A 20,384-nucleotide genomic window follows, 5' to 3' on the forward strand; every position below is an offset into this window, starting at 1 on the left:
ATAATTTAATGAACGAATCTGTTACCATACCAAAGCATGTAAATACCAAAAACGATCTGGATTTTGGCTATCTGCGCGAACTTGGGCTTAAGCACATCGAAAGTTTGGGAAGCAAAATCTGGACCGATTACAACACCCATGACCCGGGAATTACCATCATGGAAATGCTCTGTTATGCCATAACCGATTTGTCCCAGCGCATCGAGTTGCCCATGGAAAACCTGTTGGCATCAGAAACCGATAACTTCAAAAAGATGCATCAGCAGTTTTTGTCGGCCGTAAACATTTTACCATCAAAACCCGTATCGGCTTTGGATTATCGCAAGCTATTCGTTCATATAAAAGAAGTAAAAAACGCTTGGATTGTTAAGCACGAACAAAAGGTGTATTTAAATTGCGAAAATCATCAGATGTCTTACAATGCTTTTAAGGTTGAAGATGACAATCAGAAAAACTTCACTCTAAAAGGCTTAAATGATATTTACATCGATTTTGAAGATGAGGTTGAAGATAAAGATGCGGTATTCGAAAAAGTAAAGCAACTATATCATAAAAACCGGAACCTTTGCGAAGATTTAGTAAACGTATGCGAAATACCCGAACAGCATATTTCGGTATGCGCGTATTTGGACATTAGGCCCGATGCCGACGAGGAGCGCATTCAAGCTTTGATAATAAAAGCGATTGGGAATTATTTGGCACCATCCGTTTCGTTTTATTCGCTCAAAAAAATGTATGACAAAGGCTATACCACCGATGAAATTTTTGAAGGCCCCGTACCTTTCGAGAAAGGCTGTATAGAACCCAAGGATTTTCAAGGCGGGTTTATTGATACTGAAGAACTTCGGAACGCTTCTTTACAACAAGACATTCGGCTATCGGACATCATTCAAATCATTATGAATATTGATGGTGTTTTAACTATAAAGGACATTTCTTTTAAAACCTGCGATGATGACGAAGCCAACAAAGACCCGTGGATAATCTGTATAAAAGAAAACCACAAACCGGTACTGTGTTGGGATGAGGATGATGAAACTTGTAAAGACTGCGGTAACAGTATTTTTAATTTCAGCAAAGGGTTTTTGCCCATTGGCGTCAACAAAAAACGAGTTATCGCTATTCTTAATGCATTGGAAAAAGAGGAAAAAGAACAACTCAAAAATATTAAAACCGAAGATGTTGTTTTTCCGTTGGGTGAATTTTCACATGTCGAGGCTTACACGAGCATCCAAAACGATTTTCCAGAAACTTACGGCATATCCACAAACGGGTTGCCCGCCAATGCTGATAAACAGCGAAAAGCCAAAGCGAAACAACTTAAAGCGTATTTGTTGCTTTTCGACCAGATATTGGCCAATTATTTTGCGCATCTTTCCAAAGTAAAGGATTTATTAACTGTTGATGAAAGCCTAAAAGCATTGTACGGCGTTACTGCCATTTCCGAACTTTCGGATGCCGAGAAACAAACCTATTTTTCGCAAACGGTTGACGATATTCCTGAAATTGACGAGTTGGTGGACACTGGAAATTATGATGACAATCTGATTAAAATCTTCAACAATCTGAAAAATGACGTGAACAATTCGGCAGATAACACCTTTTACGAACGCCGAAACCAATTGTTGGACCATTTAATCGCTCGGTTTGCCGAACGCTTTAGTGATTACGCCTTTATCATGAAAATGATTTATGGCGATGCCAATGCGAAATACGAAATTTTAAAGGCCAAGACCCAGTTTGTTGAAGATTACAAAACCATAAGTTGCGAGCGAGGTATCGGTTTTAATTACTGTGATCCCGAGGTTTGGGATACCGAAAATGTATCGGGCGTACAAAAGCGCATTGCCCGACTTATCGGGGTTACGGATTACAGCCGAAGAAATCTTTTGGGTGATGCCATTGAAATTTATGACGAAAAAGACAAAACCGAAGACAACCTCACCGAATACCGATGGCGGATAAAAAATGGAGACGATATTTTGCTATCGTCAAGCAAGCATTACCACAGCCTCAGTGCCGCTTTAAAAGAACTCTTTTTGTCGTTTGAGCTTGCAAAGAATACAGCTAATTACGACTTGAAAAAAACTAAAACAGGCAGGACGTATTTTAACATCATCAATCCAAAAATAACAGATAAAGAAAGTGAAGATTATATTATCGCCCGTCGCATTGCGTACACGGCAACCCAAGAGCGATCTGAAGAAAAACGCGACGAAATCATCGCCTATTTAAAAGATTTAAGCGCTTACGAAGAAGGCATGTATTTAATAGAGCATCTATTGTTAAGACCGGATACTTATAATGCCGCCAATGCTGATAAAAAAAGAAAAACGTCAAAAAACGAAGTTCCGGATGCACCTGCAGAAACCTTTATGCCCTCATGTTTAGACGGCGATTGCGAAAGCTGTGGGCCAACAGACCCATATTCGTTTAGGGTTTCGGTGATATTACCGGGTTGGACTACACGATTTTCAAACAAGGATTTTAGGAATTATGCCGAAAAAATAATTCGCGAAGAAATACCAGCGCATGTGTTGGCACGCATCTGTTGGATTGGGCATGTAAAAGGTGTAAAACCCGATGCTGAAAACGACATGCTTCAAATGCAACTCAAGTATAAATTGTTTTTGGAACAGTTACAAATTACATGTGCAAATCATCCTTTAAGTAAGTCGGAAATCACAACGTACAGAGACGTTTTAAGTGATTTTATCCCAACGTTAAATGGTGTTCATACGATTTACGATTCTGGAAATCTTCACGACTGCGACAACGACGATACCGAAACAAAAGGTAATAAAATAATATTAGGAAGAACAAATATTGGCAACCTCTAAATAACAATATCATGGCAACAACAAAATTAGATAAAGACATAAAAGACCCAGCATATAGAAGATTTGTACCCGACCAAGTGCTTACGGCATCGCAGCTTAACGACGTCATCGATCATTTTGAATGTCAGGACCGTTTTACGCGTATTTGCCTTAACGGCGTTGGTATTGCCTGCGGATTGGAAATCACTTATAAAAAAAACCAATCGATAAAAGTTAGCAAAGGTTGTGCGGTAACCACCGATGGCGATTTGGTGCCTTTTCCCGGGGCAACCTTTACCCATGCTAAAACCTTTGTTGATGTCGAGGCTAAATATGGCCATTTTAATGGCGTTAATTTAATAGAGTTGTTTACCGAAGCCACAGAGGAAAATAATACGAAACCTTTAAACACTATAACTAATTTAGAGGATATGGTAGTTGTGTTGTATTTGGAGTATTTCTGCAAAGCCGAAACCCCATGTACATCAACCGATTGCGATACACAAGGCGAAGGGCAAACCGCAAAAGTAAGGCTGCTTTTAATTGAAAAAGAAAACGCCAAACGCATTAGTAACAAAGACAACGACCCCATTTTTGATACGCATAACAACACCAAAAAAATCGTTGATTTGCCCGAAGTGCATCTTAAAAAAGTGATTTTAAAAAATACGTATTTAACACGAAATCGGGTGCAGGTTATATCGCAAGATTCCAATACGGCCAGTTATTTCAGGCTAAAGGACAGCTACCGAAAAGCCATGCAAGACACTGCAGTTATTGCCAATCTTAAAAGCGGCATCGATAAACTGTTTACCGATTTTAAGGTGCTGTTGGATACCGATTCGGTGGGTGCCAAAGCCAGTACCATCAACGCAAAAATAACGTCGCTTTTTAAATTATCGTCCAGAAATCTGCCTTTGGATATTCAATATCGCTATGATTTGCTCAAGGATTTAATTGATACTTACAACGAAATAAAATGCCTTTTGTTTGATTTAAGAGTGGTTTGTTGCCCGGAAATCAGTTCGTTTCCAAAGCATGTTTTGTTGGGCGAATTGGAGCCGGTTGAAGCATTTTTTCAATGCCGGCACAAATTTTATCCGTCGCCAATAATTCCACATGGCAAGGAGAAATTCGAAAAAATAAGAACCCTGATTTTAAGGATGCATTTTATGCTGAGTGAATATAACGTCCCAAGTTCTTCTTCGGAAATAAAAGTAACACCTTCAAAAAAAGCATCGAACGCACTCGGTAAAAGAGCGCTTCCGTACTACTACAAAACATCATTGAATCTCATTAAAAACTGGGATTATGATAAAACCAAAAAGTATAAGTCTGATGAAAATTTAGGCTATCAATCAGCTAATTTGTCAGAAAATGATGCCATTCAAAACCCTTTGGACTACGATCTCGACGACCACGATTTTTATAGGATTGAAGGGCATTTGGGTAAAGATTACCGTGATGCCATAAAAGATTTGGATGCCATAAAAACCGAAAAAGGATTGGCCTTTGAAATAAAAGTGTTAAGCATCGACGAAACTATTGAAAGCATCGACCCCAATGATTACGAGTGCGAATTTGAAGATATTAATGCTGTGTTAAAAGCGTGGCGCGCAGAGCAAAACTGCTTAAACGCGGGCGTATCAAAATTCTTTTCGGGTTTTAGTATAAAGCAACAAGGCGAACATAAATTTTATAAATTGTCTAAACGCGGACGCTCAACTATAAGGGAATCGGCATCGAGCGACACGACTGAAACAGCATCGACTGGGCGTTCTGTAACTGGGACTATTTCCGATATTTCAACCGCATCCGTCAACCAACCTTTTTCAGAATCAACAAAGAAATTCTTGACTTCCAATACGGCATTTACCGGATTTGGAGCTATAGATATCAAAGCTATTTTAGGCAGTTTTAAAACCCTGCCCGGATTGAAATTTTACAATTTAGATACTGTGGTTTTAGATAATCTGGAAAAAGACGAGGATGTTTTAGGGAGTATTGTTGATAAGGCGATGCGCGAAAAACCAGAAGGTTCGGCAGAGGATATTGTAAACTTAGTTAAAACTAGAATCGATGAAGACGAAGCCATCGCCACTTGGGACAAAGACATTAAAGAAGTGAATTTGTACCATACCGCAGAAATATTGGCTTCTACTAAAATAGCATCGCGGTTTATCCCAAACGACATTACTGAAATCGATCCCGACCGAGTCGATAAATACAACAAAACCATCAAAGATCTTTGCGCACGCGTTGAGCGATTCAAAAAAAATATGACCGCGCTATTGTATAAGCCCGAAACCACATACAGAAGATTTGGGCACGAACAGCAGTACGCATTGCTGCTCAACCAATTGTCGGTTAACTGCTGTTCGGCTGCAAAAATGAAATCACTTTTGGCCGAAATTGAAATCCGCAAAAAGAAAATTTTAGAGCAAAAACTCCTCTCAAAATTTGTTGAAAAACATACGGGATTAGAGCACAAAGCTGGGGTAAAACCGGGAGGGACTTTTGTTATGGTTTACAAAGGTGGTATACCAAAAAGAAGACCTGTTTTTCCCATTAACCCTGTGTTTGACAATGTGCTTAAAGATGCCGTAATCAATCCTAAAATCGATGATATTAGAAACCCCATAACAAATATATCGCCCATAAGAAATTTTGGGAATCCTATGATTAAAGCAAATCTGACTAGGAATATCGATTTGGGAAGCGTCAATCCACGAATTAGCGATAACCTTAATTTGGGCAATCTTATAAACCCGAATATTTTGGATGCATTGAAGGATCGATTTATTTTACCGCTCATTTCCAACATTTCTGAAAACACGGTTGTGGCAGATTTTGCCTTGCCGTACATCTGTTGTTCAGATTGTTCGCCGGTGGCTTTCATCGTACCCAAAACCCCAATATCGTTGCGCTTGCCCTTAGATTTTGTTTGTTTGGGAGAGGAGACTGAAAAAATAGCTTTTGAGGTATCACCATCAGATGGTGTGGTTACGGCCGATGTGGCTACAGGATTAAACGGTGGCGTTGTGCAAGAAGACGGCAAGTTTATGTTTGATGCCAATGCCGTTAGCGAATCGTTGCACGGTACCGAAATAAAATTCAAGGTTAACGACCAATTTACCGATGCACGAATTACCGTGTTTAAAAAACCAGATTTCGATTTTACAGCTTCAGAGCCCACATTCTTTAAAGATAATACCATTGCCAGGGTAACCTTCACCTTAAAAGACGAAAAGTTACCAAACGATGTGATTTTTGAATGGGATTTTGGTGATGATTCCCTGCCGGATAACAGCAACGAAGAAAACCCCAAACACGTTTATCAATTGAATCTTGGAGAGGATGGCAGCCAAACCTTTAAGGTGGCATTGACTGTAACCAATGGCCGATGCAGCCATACCGTTGAGCACGATGTTACCATAGCACCGGTTATTTTTGAATTGAATATTCCTAATGAAATATGCCTAACTGGAGGAGAAAACGGAGATACTGCTATACCTTTTGAAATTAAACCAGAAGATGCCACGGTTAAACTTGCAAAACCAGTTGAACGGGTAACCATAAAAGAAAACAACTTGATTTTACAGGCCGGATTTAAAGCGTTTAACACACCCATCCGGTTTACGGTAAACGGGCAAGCGGTCAGCAGTGAGTGTGTTGTTCGCATCAGTCCGCAAGTGCGTATTATTTTACCACCACGAGAAAAACTGGTAATCAATGCCGCCTCAGATAGGATTGATGTGCCTTTTAGAATACATAATCTAAATGAGTTTAGCGAAAATACCCAAACATACTCATGGGACTTTGGCGATGGCGGCAAAAGCACACTTAAAAACCCAAGGCATGTTTACAGGGCGCCGAGAAATGCTGAAAACGGGCAGGTTTTATCTTTCGACGTCAGTCTTAATATTAGTAGCAAAGCCTGTGGTACCAAAACCTTTAAAACCAAAGTGAACATAAGGGTACAACGATTAATTTAATTTTTAATGCGGGAGACAACACACATAATCAATAAGGTTTTTCTTGAGGTAAATACCAACTCAAGCCAACAGGCCTTTGCTCTAAAAGATAATCTTAATGTGTTTTTAAAACAGCAGTTGTTTCCTATGATTGAGCGGTATTTCGAAAACAAGAACACGGTTTTATCGGGTGACACGTTACGACTTGATAAAATTGAAATTGAAATAAACCATGCCGATATTAACAATTTGTACAATCTGAAAAACAAAATTTTCAATACGTTCAAAGCTAAAGTGGAATCCGAAATTAAAAACGTCGTAAATCATGCCGAAGACCAAAACGAATTGGTAATCCTATCAAAAAGCAAAAGCAAACAAGATGCATTTTTGCATTTTCTGCAAACCGGAAACAAGCCCTGGTGGCAAACCAATATAGCTAACCTATTTGACGAAAATGGTGTTGAAGCCATGATTTCAGAAACAGGCTTTTCTTCACAATTAAAATGGGTTTTAGCCGATAGCACAGTAAGGCAAAGGCTGATAAATCAATTTAACGATGCGGTTTTAACACGGCTTTTTTCAAATTCAAAATCAAAAAAAACAAAAGCTAAACACAAGATATTTAGTATCTTAGAGAGGAGTTCGAAAATTAGAAATACGTTTTGGATGGCTATTCTTAAAACATACACGGGTAAAAAAGATTCTGTTAAAATCATGCTTGATGCATTAAAATCCAATAAAACCATCGATTTAAAGCAGGTTGAAGCCATTGAAAACTTTGCAAGTGAAATACTAAATATGCCTTTAAAGAAGAAAAAACCAATTGAGCCTTCTAATGAAAAGGACGTGTTTTTAAAAACAAATGAAACTGAAGAACAAGAAGTAAAAGAACAAGAAAAAGAAAAAGAGGTAGAATCAGAAAAAAGCCATTACCTAAACAACGCTGGACTGGTGCTTATGCATCCCTTTTTAAAGCAGTTTTTTATAAATGCAAAACTAGCAGACTCTAAAGGTAAGTTGATAGATTCCGAAAAAGAAAAAGCTGTGCATTTGCTACATTATTTGTGTACAAAACAAGAACAACAGTTGGAAAGCGAACTGGTATTGGAAAAATTTTTATGCGGCTATCCTTTAAACCAAACCATGCAACGTTTTATAATGTTGCCAAAAGAATTAAAACTCATGGCAGAGGAGGTGCTGCAATCTGCCATAACACATTGGAACGCTCTAAAAAACACATCGCCCGATGGGTTGCGAACGGGTTTTTTACAACGCGAAGGCAAATTGATAGTTGAACATAAAACCTGCAAAATTATTGTGGAGCGTAAAGCACAAGATGTTCTATTGGATAAAATACCTTGGAATGTCCACCTTATAAAACTGCCCTGGCTTGATAATTTAATATTTGTAGAATGGTAAAAATTAACGACTTATGAAAATGTTTAGACGTTATAAAGAACGAGCAACCGACACATCGCACACACCGTTTATTCAACCCAAATTGAATATTGGCAAACCCGGTGATAAATATGAAGTTGAGGCAGATGCCATGGCTAATAAAGTGGTAAATGGCAAAGGTGGCGATGCCATCCAAAAAGCAGAAGGCACAGAAGAAGAGTTACAGCAAAAACCATTGGCGGCATCAATTTCGCCTTTGGTACAAATGCAGTCTGAAGAAACTTCGGAAGAAGAAAACATACAAGCTAAATGTACCGATTGCGAACAGGAGGAACAAGTGCAGCGCGTAGAAGAAGAGGAAGAAAGTTTACAAATGAAAACAGAGCAATCTAGCAGTGCTAAAAGCAATATTGAGGCTTCATTAAAAAAATCTAAAGGAAGCGGGCAAAAGCTTTCGCAACCAGTCAAACAAACCATGGAAAACGGTTTTGGTGCCGATTTTAGTCATGTAAATATCCACACGGATAATCAAGCCATTCAAATGAGCAAACGAATCAAAGCCCAGGCGTTTACCCACGGCAACGATATTTATTTTAATAAAGGTAAATACAATCCATCATCACGGTCAGGCAAGCATTTGTTGGCTCACGAGCTAACGCATACCATTCAGCAAAAAGGCATGGTGCAAAAAAAAATACAAAAACTCTCTTACGGAAGTGGCAGTGCACCTCATACCGATTACAGTGCGGTGCCTAAAAATGAAAAAGGCAGAATTGATAAAGCCATGGGCATCGTAAAAAAAATAGCAAATAGCCAAAAAAAATATCCGGTGTGCCATAATTTCTTTAAAGACAATACCCCGAGTGGTACCTCAAAAACACTTAAAGAAGTTTTTGATAGGACGCATGTTTGGTTTGATAAAGACAATTCCGTTTACGGTTCGAGCATCGTTCCAAACGATTTAGCCTACACCTCAGAAACTTGGCGATGGGGGCGGTGGTCTCTTGCCGGTATGTTTATTCACGAAATGATGCACCTCGCCGGACAAGATAACGAAGCCACCAACGATTTGGCTACCAAAAAATGCAGGCTTCCCGACATTCAGGAATTTAAAGATATAAGAAAATAAATCAGAAATACAGCTTAACAAAAAAACTATGGAAAAACTATTCGAAAACCTGTTTATATACGAAATCGTTCTGCTGTTTTTAGGCGTTTTTTTGTTTATGATTTTATGCGGATCGTTGGTTTATTCCATTGCGAAAAAGTATGATATAAAGAAGCTGTTGTATTTTTTTATTGTCCCCATCATCATGATTGCATATCCGAGTATTCAAGAAATTCAAATTGAAAAGGATAAATTGGCTATTATAAAATATCAGGATAAAGTTAAAAATAACCCTGATGACGAGGATGCTAAAGAAAACCTTGCAAAAGTCACTGATAAATTAGAAAAAAGAGCGTCGACTCCAGCGGATTTGGCGGTCATCAGTAAATCGTATCTCCTTCTTGAAAAACCAGAAAAAGCAATTTCATTCGCCGATAAAGCCATTTATGCCGATACCAAAACATTAACCATTAGGCCAGAAACCAAAGAAACTACGCCAACAGATGTAATTAAAAACGATGTGGTTGAAAATAGAGTCGAGGCGTTGAAAGGAATCAAGGCATTGGCCGATATTCAAAAAGACATTAAAAAAGATTCAACGGTTTTAAAAGACAGCTTGTTGCTTAAGGCACGAATTCAAAATGTTAAAACAACCAACCCCAAGATACAGCAATATTTCAACAAAAAATATGTACAGAGAAAATTATCAACTATTAACAAAAATTAATTCATTATGAAAACACTCAAAAAAACTTTTATCGCCTTTATGGCTGTAACCTTGGTAAGTTGCACAAGCCTTTACGATCATTTCACCTATACCGAAACCATACAAACCAAACTGGATGCCATTAGTCTTATCGATAAAAGCGATACACCTTATAGCGATTCTGAAGTGCAGATAACCAACCTAAAAAACCAAATGAAAAAAATGGTGATTTACGAAAACGGCAAAGACAAAAACCAACTTACCACAAAAATGTGGGAGCTTATAAGTAGCGAAAAACATTTAATGGGAAGCTATCTTAAGCTTTGGGAAGAAAAAGAATCGCTCAATACCGCTTTTAAGGAAGAGGCAAAACCCCAAATAGAAGAAGCTTTTAATTTGATGATTTTCTATGAAGAAAAGAAAGACAAGCAAAGCCAGAATGCGTTAACTCAATTTATCAACCAATTTAATTTGTAATATCATGGATTTTGAAAAACTGTTAAAAGAGCTAAAAGAAGAAATTGTTGCCGATGCCAAAGAAAAATTTGGAGAAGAAGGCAAACTTATTGTTAGCGATATGAAAGATTATCTTAAGTCATCTGAAGAAAAACTAAAAAAATGGGCAGGCCTTTTTATTGCCGGTGCCATTGATAAAGATGAGTTGGAGTGGTTGTTAAAAAGCCAGAAAGACCTGTTGGTAATGAAGGCACTTGTAAAAGCGGGCGTTAACAAAATAAAAGCGGGACACTATAAAAACAGGGTCATCAATATTGTTTTAAATAAGCTTGTTGGACTTGTTGTTTTGTAAAAACATAGTATGTTTAAATCGGCAACAGTAGATAGGGCAAGTGCTAAATCAAGCAACTCTGCTCCTTTTCACAGAGAAACGGAGCAAGACGCTTTTATACAGCCCAAACTTAATATTGGCAAACCCAACGATAAGTACGAAAAAGAAGCTGACCATGTTGCCGATAAAGTGGTTAACAAGACCAACGTCTACGGAGAATCTCCGTTTTTTTCGCCATTAACGACTATTCAAAAAAGGAACATTCAAAAACAAGAAGACAAAGAAAGTGTTCAAGAGAAACCTATTGCCGAAACCATAACTCCATTGGTTCAACTTGAGCCCTCTGAAGAAGAGGAAACCATTCAAGAAAAATGCCACACCTGTGAAAATAACGATACCATTCAGAAACAGGACAACGAGGAAGAAGAAAACGTACAGGCCAAAACCAATACCAATACGCCAAAAAATCCGATTGCAAATCTGGGAAGCCGTATTCAACAAAATCGAGGAAGGGGCAAGCCGCTTGATAAACCTATTTTAACTAAAATGCAACAAGGCTTTGGTGTAGATTTTAGTGGTGTTAAAATTCATACAAACTCGCAGTCGGTTGCCATGAACCGCGATCTTGGAGCTAGGGCTTTTACTAACAAAAACGACATCTTTTTTAACGAAGGCGAATTCAATCCGCAATCAAAAGACGGACAAACATTATTGGCCCACGAGTTAACGCACACCATTCAGCAAGGAGCATCTGCACGTATGAAAACTGATGTTCAAAAGCGTGAAAATGTGGTTGATATGGCAGAACTGATCAAACAAATCATACAGAGTAGCAAAGAACAAAAAGACGCATTAGACCCCACAAAAGCAAACGAAACCAGAAAAGATGCGGCTGCAAAAGGCGTAGAGGCCGAAGCGCAAGCCAACTCCAAAATACCCGAAGTTGAGCCTTCAGAACCTGATTTGCCAGAAACTGATGTAGACACCGATGCTTCAAGAATTGCAACACCCATTCCTAAAGAACCGGATGTTGTAGTGCCTTCATCACAGAAAAAGCAAGACACATCTTCAGCTTCACAAAATACAGCGCAAAACCCTGCTCAAGAATCTACTTCAGTTGACAATGAAACCCAAGCTGCTTCCAACGTTTCAACAAATAAAGTATCGGATGTACACGCTGAAACTACAGCGCCAAAACCAGCCATTAACGCAAATAATCAAAAAGAAGAAGGCGGGGAAACCTTACAATATTTAGAACAGGAAAGTGCCGACGTATGCAATAAAGGCGCGCAAAAAGCACAAAAACTAGCGGATAACGAATCGGCTCACGATACTGCCGAAGCCAAAGCAAACCAAACCGAGGTAGCGGTCGTACCACCAGAAAACGAAGGGCAATCGCGAGGGAACGCAGACCAAGTTAAAACACTGGAAAAAGCTCAAGCGCCCGAATCTAACGAGCAAGCTATTAAACGCGAGATGGACAAGGCGATTTCTGATGCCGTCCCCAAAAAAATAAAAGAGCTTAACGAGTTTGAATCAGGAAAAAAAGCACAGGTTATAGGCAATAAGGTCTTAGCGAGCACCGCAAAACAGGTTGGGGAGGTTAAGGGCACTTACAACGAAATTGACAAAAAGGCCGAAGCCCACGAAAGCGATGTGCCCGTAGCTATACCGAGTATTGAACAATCCCCGAACACACCCGCGCTAAATCTTGGTAAAGGCGCTGTTCCGTCGGTGCCACAAGAGCAAACCGATTTGTCGAATTTTGAAGAAGAAGCCGATAATATTTATGAAAAAGAAGGCATTTCGAAAGATATGCAGGCAGAATTTGAAAATGTTGATAGCGGCGATATTGCCGAGGCAAACAAAGAGAAAAGCGTGCTGAAGGACAAAGTGGCCAATGAACCGGCAAATTTGCAAGATTTTGCAAAACAAAAGCAGAACAAGGTGGAAACCGATCTTCAGGCAGAAGAAGCCGAGGCGAAGTCTTCTATGGAAGCCAAAAGGCAAAAAGAATTAGAAAGCGCCAAATCCACACAGGTTAAAACCAAAACCGACATGGAGAAAAAACGTGAGGCTGTAACCCAATGGATAAACAACCGGTACACAAAGGCGAAGGATTTTGTAACCGAAAAACTTAACAAACTCGAAACACAGGCACTAAACACATTTGATGCTGGACAAAAATTACATGCCATTCGATTTGAACAAAATGTGAAGCGCAGGGTGAACGCATGGAAATCCGATCGTTATTCCGGGTTTTGGGGTGCTGCAAAATGGGTTAAGGATAAATTTGTGGGCATCGATCATTTTCCTGAAATCAAAACCATATTTACTACCGAGCGCGCCACTTTTGTAAAGGCAATTGATGTACTGATTTTAAACATCAACAAAGAAAACGAAAAAACAATCCAGCAGTGCAAAGAGGAAATTGTTAATGCCAAAACCGACATTCAAGAGTTTATCGATAAGCTCGGGCCCGATCTTATCGATGTAGGCAAAAAAGCACAAGAAGACACAGCCAAAAAGTTGGCCAAATTAGATAAGCACATTGACCAAGAAAAGAAAAAACTCCAGCAAAAATTATGCGATAAAAAAGATGAAGCCATAAAAGCCATCGATAAAAAGATTGAAGCCATGAAAGCGGAAATGAGCGGTCTGGTTTCAAAATTGGGAGGACTGTTGCTTTACGCGGCAAAAAAATTCTTTAAATGGGCCATTTCTAAAATTGGAGGTAGTGCTGATAAAATCATATCAGCTTTAGATAAAGGGGCAACTGTTCTCAAAAAACTCTTTACAGATCCCATTGGTTTCTTTAAAAATTTGGTAAAAGCCGTTGGTGGAGGTATTAAAGGTTTTGTTACAAACATTGTATCGTGGCTAAAAAAAGGACTGGTAAGTTGGCTTATGGGGCAAATGGGCGATAGCGGTTTGGAGTTGCCTAAAAAGTTTGATATGAAAGGCATTATATTCTTGGGGCTTCAAGTAGCAGGCCTTACCTGGAATGTTATTCGTGCTCGGATAGTAAAAAACCTTGGGCCAAAAGGCGAAACGATCATGTCTGCCGCCGAAAAAACGGCCGATATCATCAAACGTGTCGTCATCGAAGGGCCCATAGCCCTTTGGAATATTATTGTAGAAAAGGCTGGCGAGATTAAAACCAAGGTTATGGAAGGCATTCGCAATTGGGCGATTACCCAGATTATCAAAAAAATGTCTTTTAAACTGATGAGTATGCTCAATCCCGCAGGAGCCATCCTTCAAGCCATAATGTTGTTGTACGACGTAGTGATGTTTTTTATTGAAAATTGGAACCGCATTGTAGATTTCGTAAAATCCGTATTCGATTCAGTAGGTGAAATTGCCAGTGGTGCCTTGGGTAAAGCCTCACAATTCATAGAAAACACCCTTGGTAAAACCGTACCGATTATATTGTCGTTTGCCGCTCGATTTGTTGGGCTTTCGGGAATTGGTAAAGCCATACGTAAGGTTATTAAAGCTATTCAGAAACCTTTCAAAAAGATTTTGGATAAAATGATTAAGTTTTTGGTGAAAAAGGTTAAAAAATTGTTTAAGTTTGGAAAAGCTAAGGTTAAGGGTGCTGTGGCTTCGGTTTTGCAGTGGTGGAAATTAAAAAAGAAATTTAAAGGAAAAGATGGTAAGGAACACTCACTTTATATACGTGGCAATGGTAAAAAGGCTAAATTAATGGTTGCGAGTAATCCCACAAATGTTGGTGTTTTACTGAAGCATAAATTGAAAACTGCGGATAACACAAAAAAAATAAGTATTCAGTCTGCAATTGAAAAAGCCGATAAGGTGAATTCTATTATTGAATCGTTATCCAAAGAAAAAGACGAAAAGAAAAGCACTAATCTTAATAATAAACTTAAGACGCAAACCACTGCAATGAAAACAATGCTCTCAACTATTATGGATGTTGATGACCATAAAATTAAGGTGTTTTTGGATAAATGGCTTGGAAAAAAGGTTAAAACCTCTAAACAAGCGTTGAACAAAAACTTTGTAAAGGCAGCAAACAAAGTGGGGTATAATTTTTTTGAATCAGAAAATGAAAAACAGATTAGAAGAAGTTCTAAAGAAAACCTTCCTAAACTTACCATAAATGAAGGTGTGCTTATGGAAGGTGTGGAGTCATCTGAGAAACCAACACATAATAATTTTATTCCAGACGCCATAACCATCACAGAACAGAACGGTAAGTACATTGCTACTTATACTACAAAGAGCTCTGACGGCAAGAAAACTGCCGAATTTAAAATTGAGTTGTCCTTTGATGCAGTTGTTGATGATTTACCAGATGCGACCCAAGTAAGAAAAGTTAAAGGTGAAGGTTTAAGCAGTAAAACAAAAGATGTTGGAAGAGGAAAATGGGATAGTGCTGTAGGTGGTTTTGACAATGCACATATTATTGGAGATCAATTTGGGGGTTCTGGTAAAAACTTTGGAATGAACATTCACCCTTCATCTCCTGGCTATAATCGTGAAAAAATGGCTTCAGTAGAAAATAAAATGGCGAGTGAATTTAAAACAAAAGGAGGACAGTATGATTTGGAGGCGACTGCGTATCTTAAAGATGATATTGATAGCGATAGCAATCTTAAACGCCTGTTGGTAAAAGAGTTTAAAAAAGACAACCCAAAAAATGGGGCTGTTCCAAAAGAAATAAAAGCTACTGCCGAAAACAAACTGATACAAAGTTTGCAAAAAAATATTTCAGCAGATGTTAAAGCGTTGCCAGCACAATTTATAAGAGTTGCGTATCATTCTAAATCGATATCTTCTCACTTTGGAGATGATAATTTTGATAGCGCAAGTAAAACTATTACCCTTGGTCAGGATTCTGATTATGAGTCTCTTAAAGACAGGTTTAAAACTGAGCAAGTGGCTTCTGGCACAACAAAAAGCAAGGTGTAGTAACTGCATTAATGGTTGTAAACTAAATTATTATAAAATTTAAATAAATGAAAACACTAAAGCACAGGTCAAGAGGTGAAGCCGTTTATATTTTAGAAGAATTATTGGTAACATTGGGCTATGATGTAAATGTTTCCAATTATTTTGGAGTAATTCCTAAAACTTATGTTACTCAAGACAATAAAGATGTACTGTATAAAATATGGACTCGAAACTTTTATGTAGGAAGGGATGGTAAATACAATCGATTAGAAAAGGCAGTAGCAATTTCCAATATACTAGAGTTTTATGATGCTGCCTATTGTTCGGCATCTTGGGGCACATTCCAGATTATGGACTATCATTTTAAAAGTTTAGACTATGATTCCATAGGTCATTTTGTATCAAAAATGAAAGAGCACGAACGAAAATATTTAAAGGCTTTTGGTAAGTTTATTTCTATAAACTATAGAAGCGGTAAATCGATGATTGACTGGTTACGTAATAAAAATTGGCGACAGTTTGCTCATGGTTATAACGGTTCAGGGTATGAGCAAAATAATTATCACACTAAATTACATAAGGCTTATGAGCGTTTCAGTAGTTGATATCAAGCAAAACACCATGTTCGGTTATCTGAAAAATCGTTTGATTGCAAGATTATCCTATGAACTGAAAAATGAATCCATTCAGATTGTGCAGCCAGATCTAGATAAGTTGAGATCACCTCTGCAACAATTTACTTTAGAACAAGCTTTTACAGAAGACGAATTTACTTTGCTTTTGCTAGCATTAATTCCTCACATTTTTCCAAATTTTTTAAACGATATCATATCAGACTTTCTGCCCAAAGGCGGAGAATTTCCAGAATTTGGTGGTGTAAAGGGTAAAAATCATCGGGGTATTTTACCAACAGGGGAGACTGTACAGTACATTTTGGCAGGAAACGATTTAGAAAAGCGTATTGAGGTTACCGAACTTTTTAATGAAGACCACATATTTGCAAAAAAAGGCATACTGTATCTAGATAGTGTGCCAAAAGGCGAGCCTGTAATGAGTGGACAACTAATACTTGAACCCGAGTTTGTTGAGCTACTCACAACAGGCACTGTTTTAAAGCCAAAAATGTCCAGCGATTTCCCAGCTCAACGTATCGAGACTGATTTGGTATGGGAAGATCTTATTCTAAATAAAAAAACGCTACAACAAATAAAGGAAATAGAAACCTGGCTTAAATACAACCATATTTTGCTAAACGATTGGAATATGAAAAGCCGCATAAAACCTGGGTATCGTGTTATGTTTCACGGGCCTCCGGGAACCGGTAAAACCTTAACAGCTAATTTACTGGGTAAATACACAGAACGCGATGTGTACCGCATAGACCTCTCGTTAGTGGTCTCAAAATATATTGGTGAAACTGAAAAAAACCTATCCAAACTTTTTGATAAAGCCAAAAGCAAAGATTGGATTCTCTTTTTCGATGAGGCCGATGCTATTTTTGGAAAGCGAACCAATGTGCGCGATGCCCACGACAAATATGCCAACCAAGAGGTTTCGTATTTGCTGCAGCGCATTGAGGCGCATCCGGGTTTGGTTATTTTGGCTTCTAACTTTAAAAGCAATATAGATACGGCGTTTACAAGACGGTTCCAGTCTATGATTGAATTTGAGTTGCCAACATCCATGGAGCGTTTGGCGCTTTGGAAAAATAATTTACCTCGTAAAATTACCGTTGAAAAATCAATTGATTTGGATGAGCTTGCCAAAAAATACGAAATTACCGGAGCGAATATTGTAAACGTAATTCAGTACGCTTGTTTAAAAACTATTTCTGAGAACAATAAATCCATTTTAAAATCGCATTTGCTTGAAGGCATAAAAAAAGAATACCAAAAAGAAGGCAAATCTCTACAACTGTAATTTTTTATTGTAAAATTTGTTCAAGTAATTGTAAGTCAGTATATTTACAATCATGTTTGCATTGGTTTTTTCCTGACAAACTTTTCAAAACATGGTATTTCTCTCAACTATATTTTAGATTTTCCCTATAGATCTACAAATTATTACAACTGATTTAATAGCTTAAAAATTAAGAATGCTTTGTTTTTTCAAAGCCATTTGCTAGATGTAAGTTTAATTTTATGAGCCCTAAAGGTAACCATACCGCCCTTAATCGTTTTAATAATAAATCTGACCAATGTAAAATTTCAGATTTAACCAAAGCCTGCGATTGCCTTGACAATTTACAGATATCGATTTATCAGCTTAATAAAGAAAAGTTCATTTACAGTAATTTGGCTTTAAAAAGAATTTTAGGTAACCACGCTACCGAAATTATAAATAAGAGTTGGGACTTTTGGTTTAAAATGGTGAGTGAAGACGAGGTTTTATCGGTGAAAAATAAAATAAATAACTTTTTCTCGATGCCTTATTTTAACGCTCCTTATGTTTTAAAGTATCATATTTTAAATGAAAACGGCAAAAGAATTTTGATAAGACATGAGTTATTACTTCATTATTTAGAGGACAATGTTTTAGCCATCAATTATTTTTTTGATATTACCGAAAAAGAAAAAATTGAAGACTACTTTAAGCTAGCCAATAACACGTACAAAGATGTTTATGACAAAAAGAATTTAATTTCGCCAAGAGAAGAAGAAGTTTTAAAACTAGTAGCCGATGGATTCTCTTCTAAGCAAATTGCCGATAAGCTTTTTATAAGCAATCATACCGCCATAACACATCGTAAAAATCTAATTGAAAAGTTTAAAGTAAAAAATACGGCGCAATTAATAAAAAGAGTTTCCAGAAATATAGAATTATGGTGATTTAAACTTCAAAAGATTAACAAAACTCTAATTCAAAAAACGAGGCTGTGTAAAAAGTCAATTTTTATTTTACAAGTCACATTGAGTGCAATCAAAATACTTTGGTTTTCAAAATAATGAAACAACTACAGTGCTCAGTTTGATACAAGATAATCACTTTTCAGGCAACCTCATTAAAACTTAAAATCATTTGGCTTTTTCCAATAATACTAGATTAAATTTTGTGTCGAAGGTAATTACACCTTTATTTACTGTTGCTGTTTTACCACTATAGGCATCGAATAAAATATCCCCATCTTTAAAGACTTGAGACACATCTAAAACTTTTTTGCCCTGTGGTAATTCCAAACCAATAACGACCAAATCATTAAAATTATCTTCTGAAAATCTTCGGCTAAACACGTAAGGTGTTTTTGAAATCATTTGATGAGTTCCTGCGCCCACTGCCGGATGATTTGCTCTAAATTGTCCTAATTTTTGCCAATGTCTTAAAATGCCTTTAGTATGCGAATCCTTGTCAATAGCAGTCCAATTCATTTTAGAACGTAAGGTAGCATCGCCCACGGTGCCTTCAATGATTAATGAACGTGCAGACTCATCGCCATAATATATTTGAGATGTTCCGGGAGAAAGCAATAGCTTCGTTGCTGTTTCAAAAGGCTTGTTCCGAGCGGCATCAAAAGGTTGCCCATCATCGTGCGACGACAAATAATTTACTGTACCGAATCCTTCTAAATCATTATTAAGATAGTTTGAATAACTGGTGAACAAGGTTTCGTAATCTTGTTGCGAAGCATTCCATTTGAATTGAAAATTGATGAGACTTTGAAAAGCATTATCAAAATAATCTACTTTTTTATCTCCAAAATCGAAGTATTTTCCTGTGCTAATACCATAGTTATAAACTTCGCCCATTAAATAAAAATTATTGTCATCTAAAATGTTATCTGGATTTTGTTTTTTATAAGCGGCAAAAGCATAATCGCATTGGGTTTTAAATTCTTGCCACACATATTCTTCAACATGCTTAACCGTATCGACCCGATAACCATCAATTCCAAATTCCGTGATGTAATCTGTCAACCATTTCATAATGTAAAACCGAGGCGCTCTGGGGTATCCCGTTCTTTTAAAAAAGGTATCGAGTTCGGCAATTTCTTGTTCGTAGCGACCTTCTGATTTCCATTTTTTTATTAATTGCGGAGGTAATTCAACTGCGTCATTGCTTTCGGTTTTTATATCCGGAAGGTTTTCAACTAGGGTACAGGTAATGGTGTTTTGGTAGCTATCGTAAGTGCAATTGGGCTCGGTGCGCACCCAATTTGATGGCCATACAGGGTCTTTTTCTGTAACAGGGCCAGTGTGATTTATAACGGCATCCAACAAAATTCGAATACCATGCTTATGGGCGACTTGTACTAGGTTTTTTAAATCTTCCTTAGTTCCAAAATTGGGGTCTATGGCAGTCCAATCTTTTGTCCAATAGCCATGAAAGCCATAGGTAGCACCGGTACCTTCGTCTGTTCCGCCATGAATTTGCTCCACAATTGGCGTCATCCAAATGGCATTCACCCCTAAATTGGTAAAATAACCAGCTTCAATTTTTTGTGTAATGCCTTTTAAATCGCCACCTTTAAATCCACGAAGTTTACCCGTTTGCCGAGTTCTGTTAAAATTAATATCGTTGCTTGGGTCGCCATTGTTGAATCTATCGGTTAAAAGAAAATATATATTGGCCGCTTCCCATACAAATGGTGTTTTTTCTCTTTCTTTTGAAGTTTTATTTCTGTTTTCGCAATTGAAAAAACTTAGAAACACTATTATAATTAAAACATACTTCATCT

Annotated in this window: 12 protein-coding genes; 11 read left to right on the plus strand and 1 reads right to left on the minus strand. The window is 37.7% G+C overall.

Annotation, left to right across the window (positions count from 1 at the left end; translation table 11 throughout):
- The first annotated feature begins 8 nt into the window (after nt 1-8).
- The 11 genes from RNZ46_RS12655 to RNZ46_RS12705 all read left to right on the plus strand — a co-directional run bounded on the left by RNZ46_RS12655 (nt 9) and on the right by RNZ46_RS12705 (nt 18,540).
- A complete protein-coding gene (locus RNZ46_RS12655; protein WP_316982531.1) occupies nt 9-2,840 on the plus strand; it encodes a baseplate wedge protein in 2,832 nt (943 codons plus the stop codon).
- Between the two features lie 11 nt (nt 2,841-2,851).
- Nucleotides 2,852-6,814, plus strand: coding sequence for a PKD domain-containing protein (locus tag RNZ46_RS12660; RefSeq protein WP_316982532.1), 3,963 nt, complete (start codon nt 2,852-2,854; stop codon nt 6,812-6,814).
- Between the two features lie 6 nt (nt 6,815-6,820).
- Nucleotides 6,821-8,212 carry a contractile injection system tape measure protein gene (locus tag RNZ46_RS12665; RefSeq protein ID WP_316982533.1) on the plus strand — a complete coding sequence of 464 codons (1,392 nt, stop codon included), beginning with the start codon at nt 6,821-6,823 and terminating at the stop codon, nt 8,210-8,212.
- A 13-nt stretch (nt 8,213-8,225) separates the two neighbouring features.
- Nucleotides 8,226-9,320, plus strand: a complete 1,095-nt coding sequence (locus RNZ46_RS12670; RefSeq protein WP_316982534.1) for an eCIS core domain-containing protein — start codon at nt 8,226-8,228, stop codon at nt 9,318-9,320.
- Between the two features lie 28 nt (nt 9,321-9,348).
- On the plus strand, nt 9,349-10,026 hold the full coding sequence (locus RNZ46_RS12675) for a hypothetical protein (protein ID WP_316982535.1): 678 nt from the start codon (nt 9,349-9,351) through the stop codon (nt 10,024-10,026).
- A gap of 6 nt (nt 10,027-10,032) precedes the next feature.
- Nucleotides 10,033-10,482, plus strand: coding sequence for a hypothetical protein (locus tag RNZ46_RS12680; RefSeq protein WP_316982536.1), 450 nt, complete (start codon nt 10,033-10,035; stop codon nt 10,480-10,482).
- A 4-nt stretch (nt 10,483-10,486) separates the two neighbouring features.
- The gene (locus tag RNZ46_RS12685; protein WP_316982537.1) at nt 10,487-10,813 is read left to right on the plus strand and encodes a hypothetical protein; all 327 of its coding nucleotides are present in this window, start codon (nt 10,487-10,489) and stop codon (nt 10,811-10,813) included.
- Between the two features lie 9 nt (nt 10,814-10,822).
- Nucleotides 10,823-15,730 carry an eCIS core domain-containing protein gene (locus tag RNZ46_RS12690; protein WP_316982538.1) on the plus strand — a complete coding sequence of 1,636 codons (4,908 nt, stop codon included), beginning with the start codon at nt 10,823-10,825 and terminating at the stop codon, nt 15,728-15,730.
- A 47-nt stretch (nt 15,731-15,777) separates the two neighbouring features.
- Nucleotides 15,778-16,317 carry an N-acetylmuramidase domain-containing protein gene (locus RNZ46_RS12695; protein ID WP_316982539.1) on the plus strand — a complete coding sequence of 180 codons (540 nt, stop codon included), beginning with the start codon at nt 15,778-15,780 and terminating at the stop codon, nt 16,315-16,317.
- Nucleotides 16,298-17,632: an ATP-binding protein gene (locus RNZ46_RS12700; protein WP_316982540.1), complete on the plus strand. Its 1,335-nt coding sequence runs from the start codon at nt 16,298-16,300 to the stop codon at nt 17,630-17,632. Before RNZ46_RS12695 ends, RNZ46_RS12700 begins: the two co-directional genes overlap by 20 nt.
- Before the next feature lie 221 nt (nt 17,633-17,853).
- Nucleotides 17,854-18,540: a LuxR C-terminal-related transcriptional regulator gene (locus RNZ46_RS12705; RefSeq protein ID WP_316982541.1), complete on the plus strand. Its 687-nt coding sequence runs from the start codon at nt 17,854-17,856 to the stop codon at nt 18,538-18,540.
- A 186-nt stretch (nt 18,541-18,726) separates the two neighbouring features.
- Here the strand turns inward: RNZ46_RS12705 and RNZ46_RS12710 are convergent, their stop codons facing one another.
- Nucleotides 18,727-20,382, minus strand: coding sequence for an alpha-amylase family glycosyl hydrolase (locus RNZ46_RS12710; protein WP_316982542.1), 1,656 nt, complete (start codon nt 20,380-20,382; stop codon nt 18,727-18,729).
- Nucleotides 20,383-20,384 lie beyond the last annotated feature (2 nt).

It is taken from the genome of Hwangdonia lutea (assembly GCF_032814565.1).
GTDB classification, from domain to species: domain Bacteria; phylum Bacteroidota; class Bacteroidia; order Flavobacteriales; family Flavobacteriaceae; genus Hwangdonia; species Hwangdonia lutea.

Bases quoted from the DNA above. Each gene is read 5' to 3' on its own strand.
- RNZ46_RS12680 (WP_316982536.1), top strand. From the start codon at position 10,033: ATGAAAACACTCAAAAAAACTTTTATCGCCTTTATGGCTGTAACCTTG.
- RNZ46_RS12685 (WP_316982537.1), top strand. From the start codon at position 10,487: ATGGATTTTGAAAAACTGTTAAAAGAGCTAAAAGAAGAAATTGTTGCC.
- RNZ46_RS12700 (WP_316982540.1), top strand. From the start codon at position 16,298: ATGAGCGTTTCAGTAGTTGATATCAAGCAAAACACCATGTTCGGTTAT.
- RNZ46_RS12690 (WP_316982538.1), top strand. From the start codon at position 10,823: ATGTTTAAATCGGCAACAGTAGATAGGGCAAGTGCTAAATCAAGCAAC.
- RNZ46_RS12670 (WP_316982534.1), top strand. From the start codon at position 8,226: ATGAAAATGTTTAGACGTTATAAAGAACGAGCAACCGACACATCGCAC.
- RNZ46_RS12665 (WP_316982533.1), top strand. From the start codon at position 6,821: ATGCGGGAGACAACACACATAATCAATAAGGTTTTTCTTGAGGTAAAT.
- RNZ46_RS12660 (WP_316982532.1), top strand. From the start codon at position 2,852: ATGGCAACAACAAAATTAGATAAAGACATAAAAGACCCAGCATATAGA.
- RNZ46_RS12655 (WP_316982531.1), top strand. From the start codon at position 9: ATGAACGAATCTGTTACCATACCAAAGCATGTAAATACCAAAAACGAT.
- RNZ46_RS12675 (WP_316982535.1), top strand. From the start codon at position 9,349: ATGGAAAAACTATTCGAAAACCTGTTTATATACGAAATCGTTCTGCTG.
- RNZ46_RS12695 (WP_316982539.1), top strand. From the start codon at position 15,778: ATGAAAACACTAAAGCACAGGTCAAGAGGTGAAGCCGTTTATATTTTA.
- RNZ46_RS12710 (WP_316982542.1), bottom strand. From the start codon at position 20,382: ATGAAGTATGTTTTAATTATAATAGTGTTTCTAAGTTTTTTCAATTGC.
- RNZ46_RS12705 (WP_316982541.1), top strand. From the start codon at position 17,854: ATGAGCCCTAAAGGTAACCATACCGCCCTTAATCGTTTTAATAATAAA.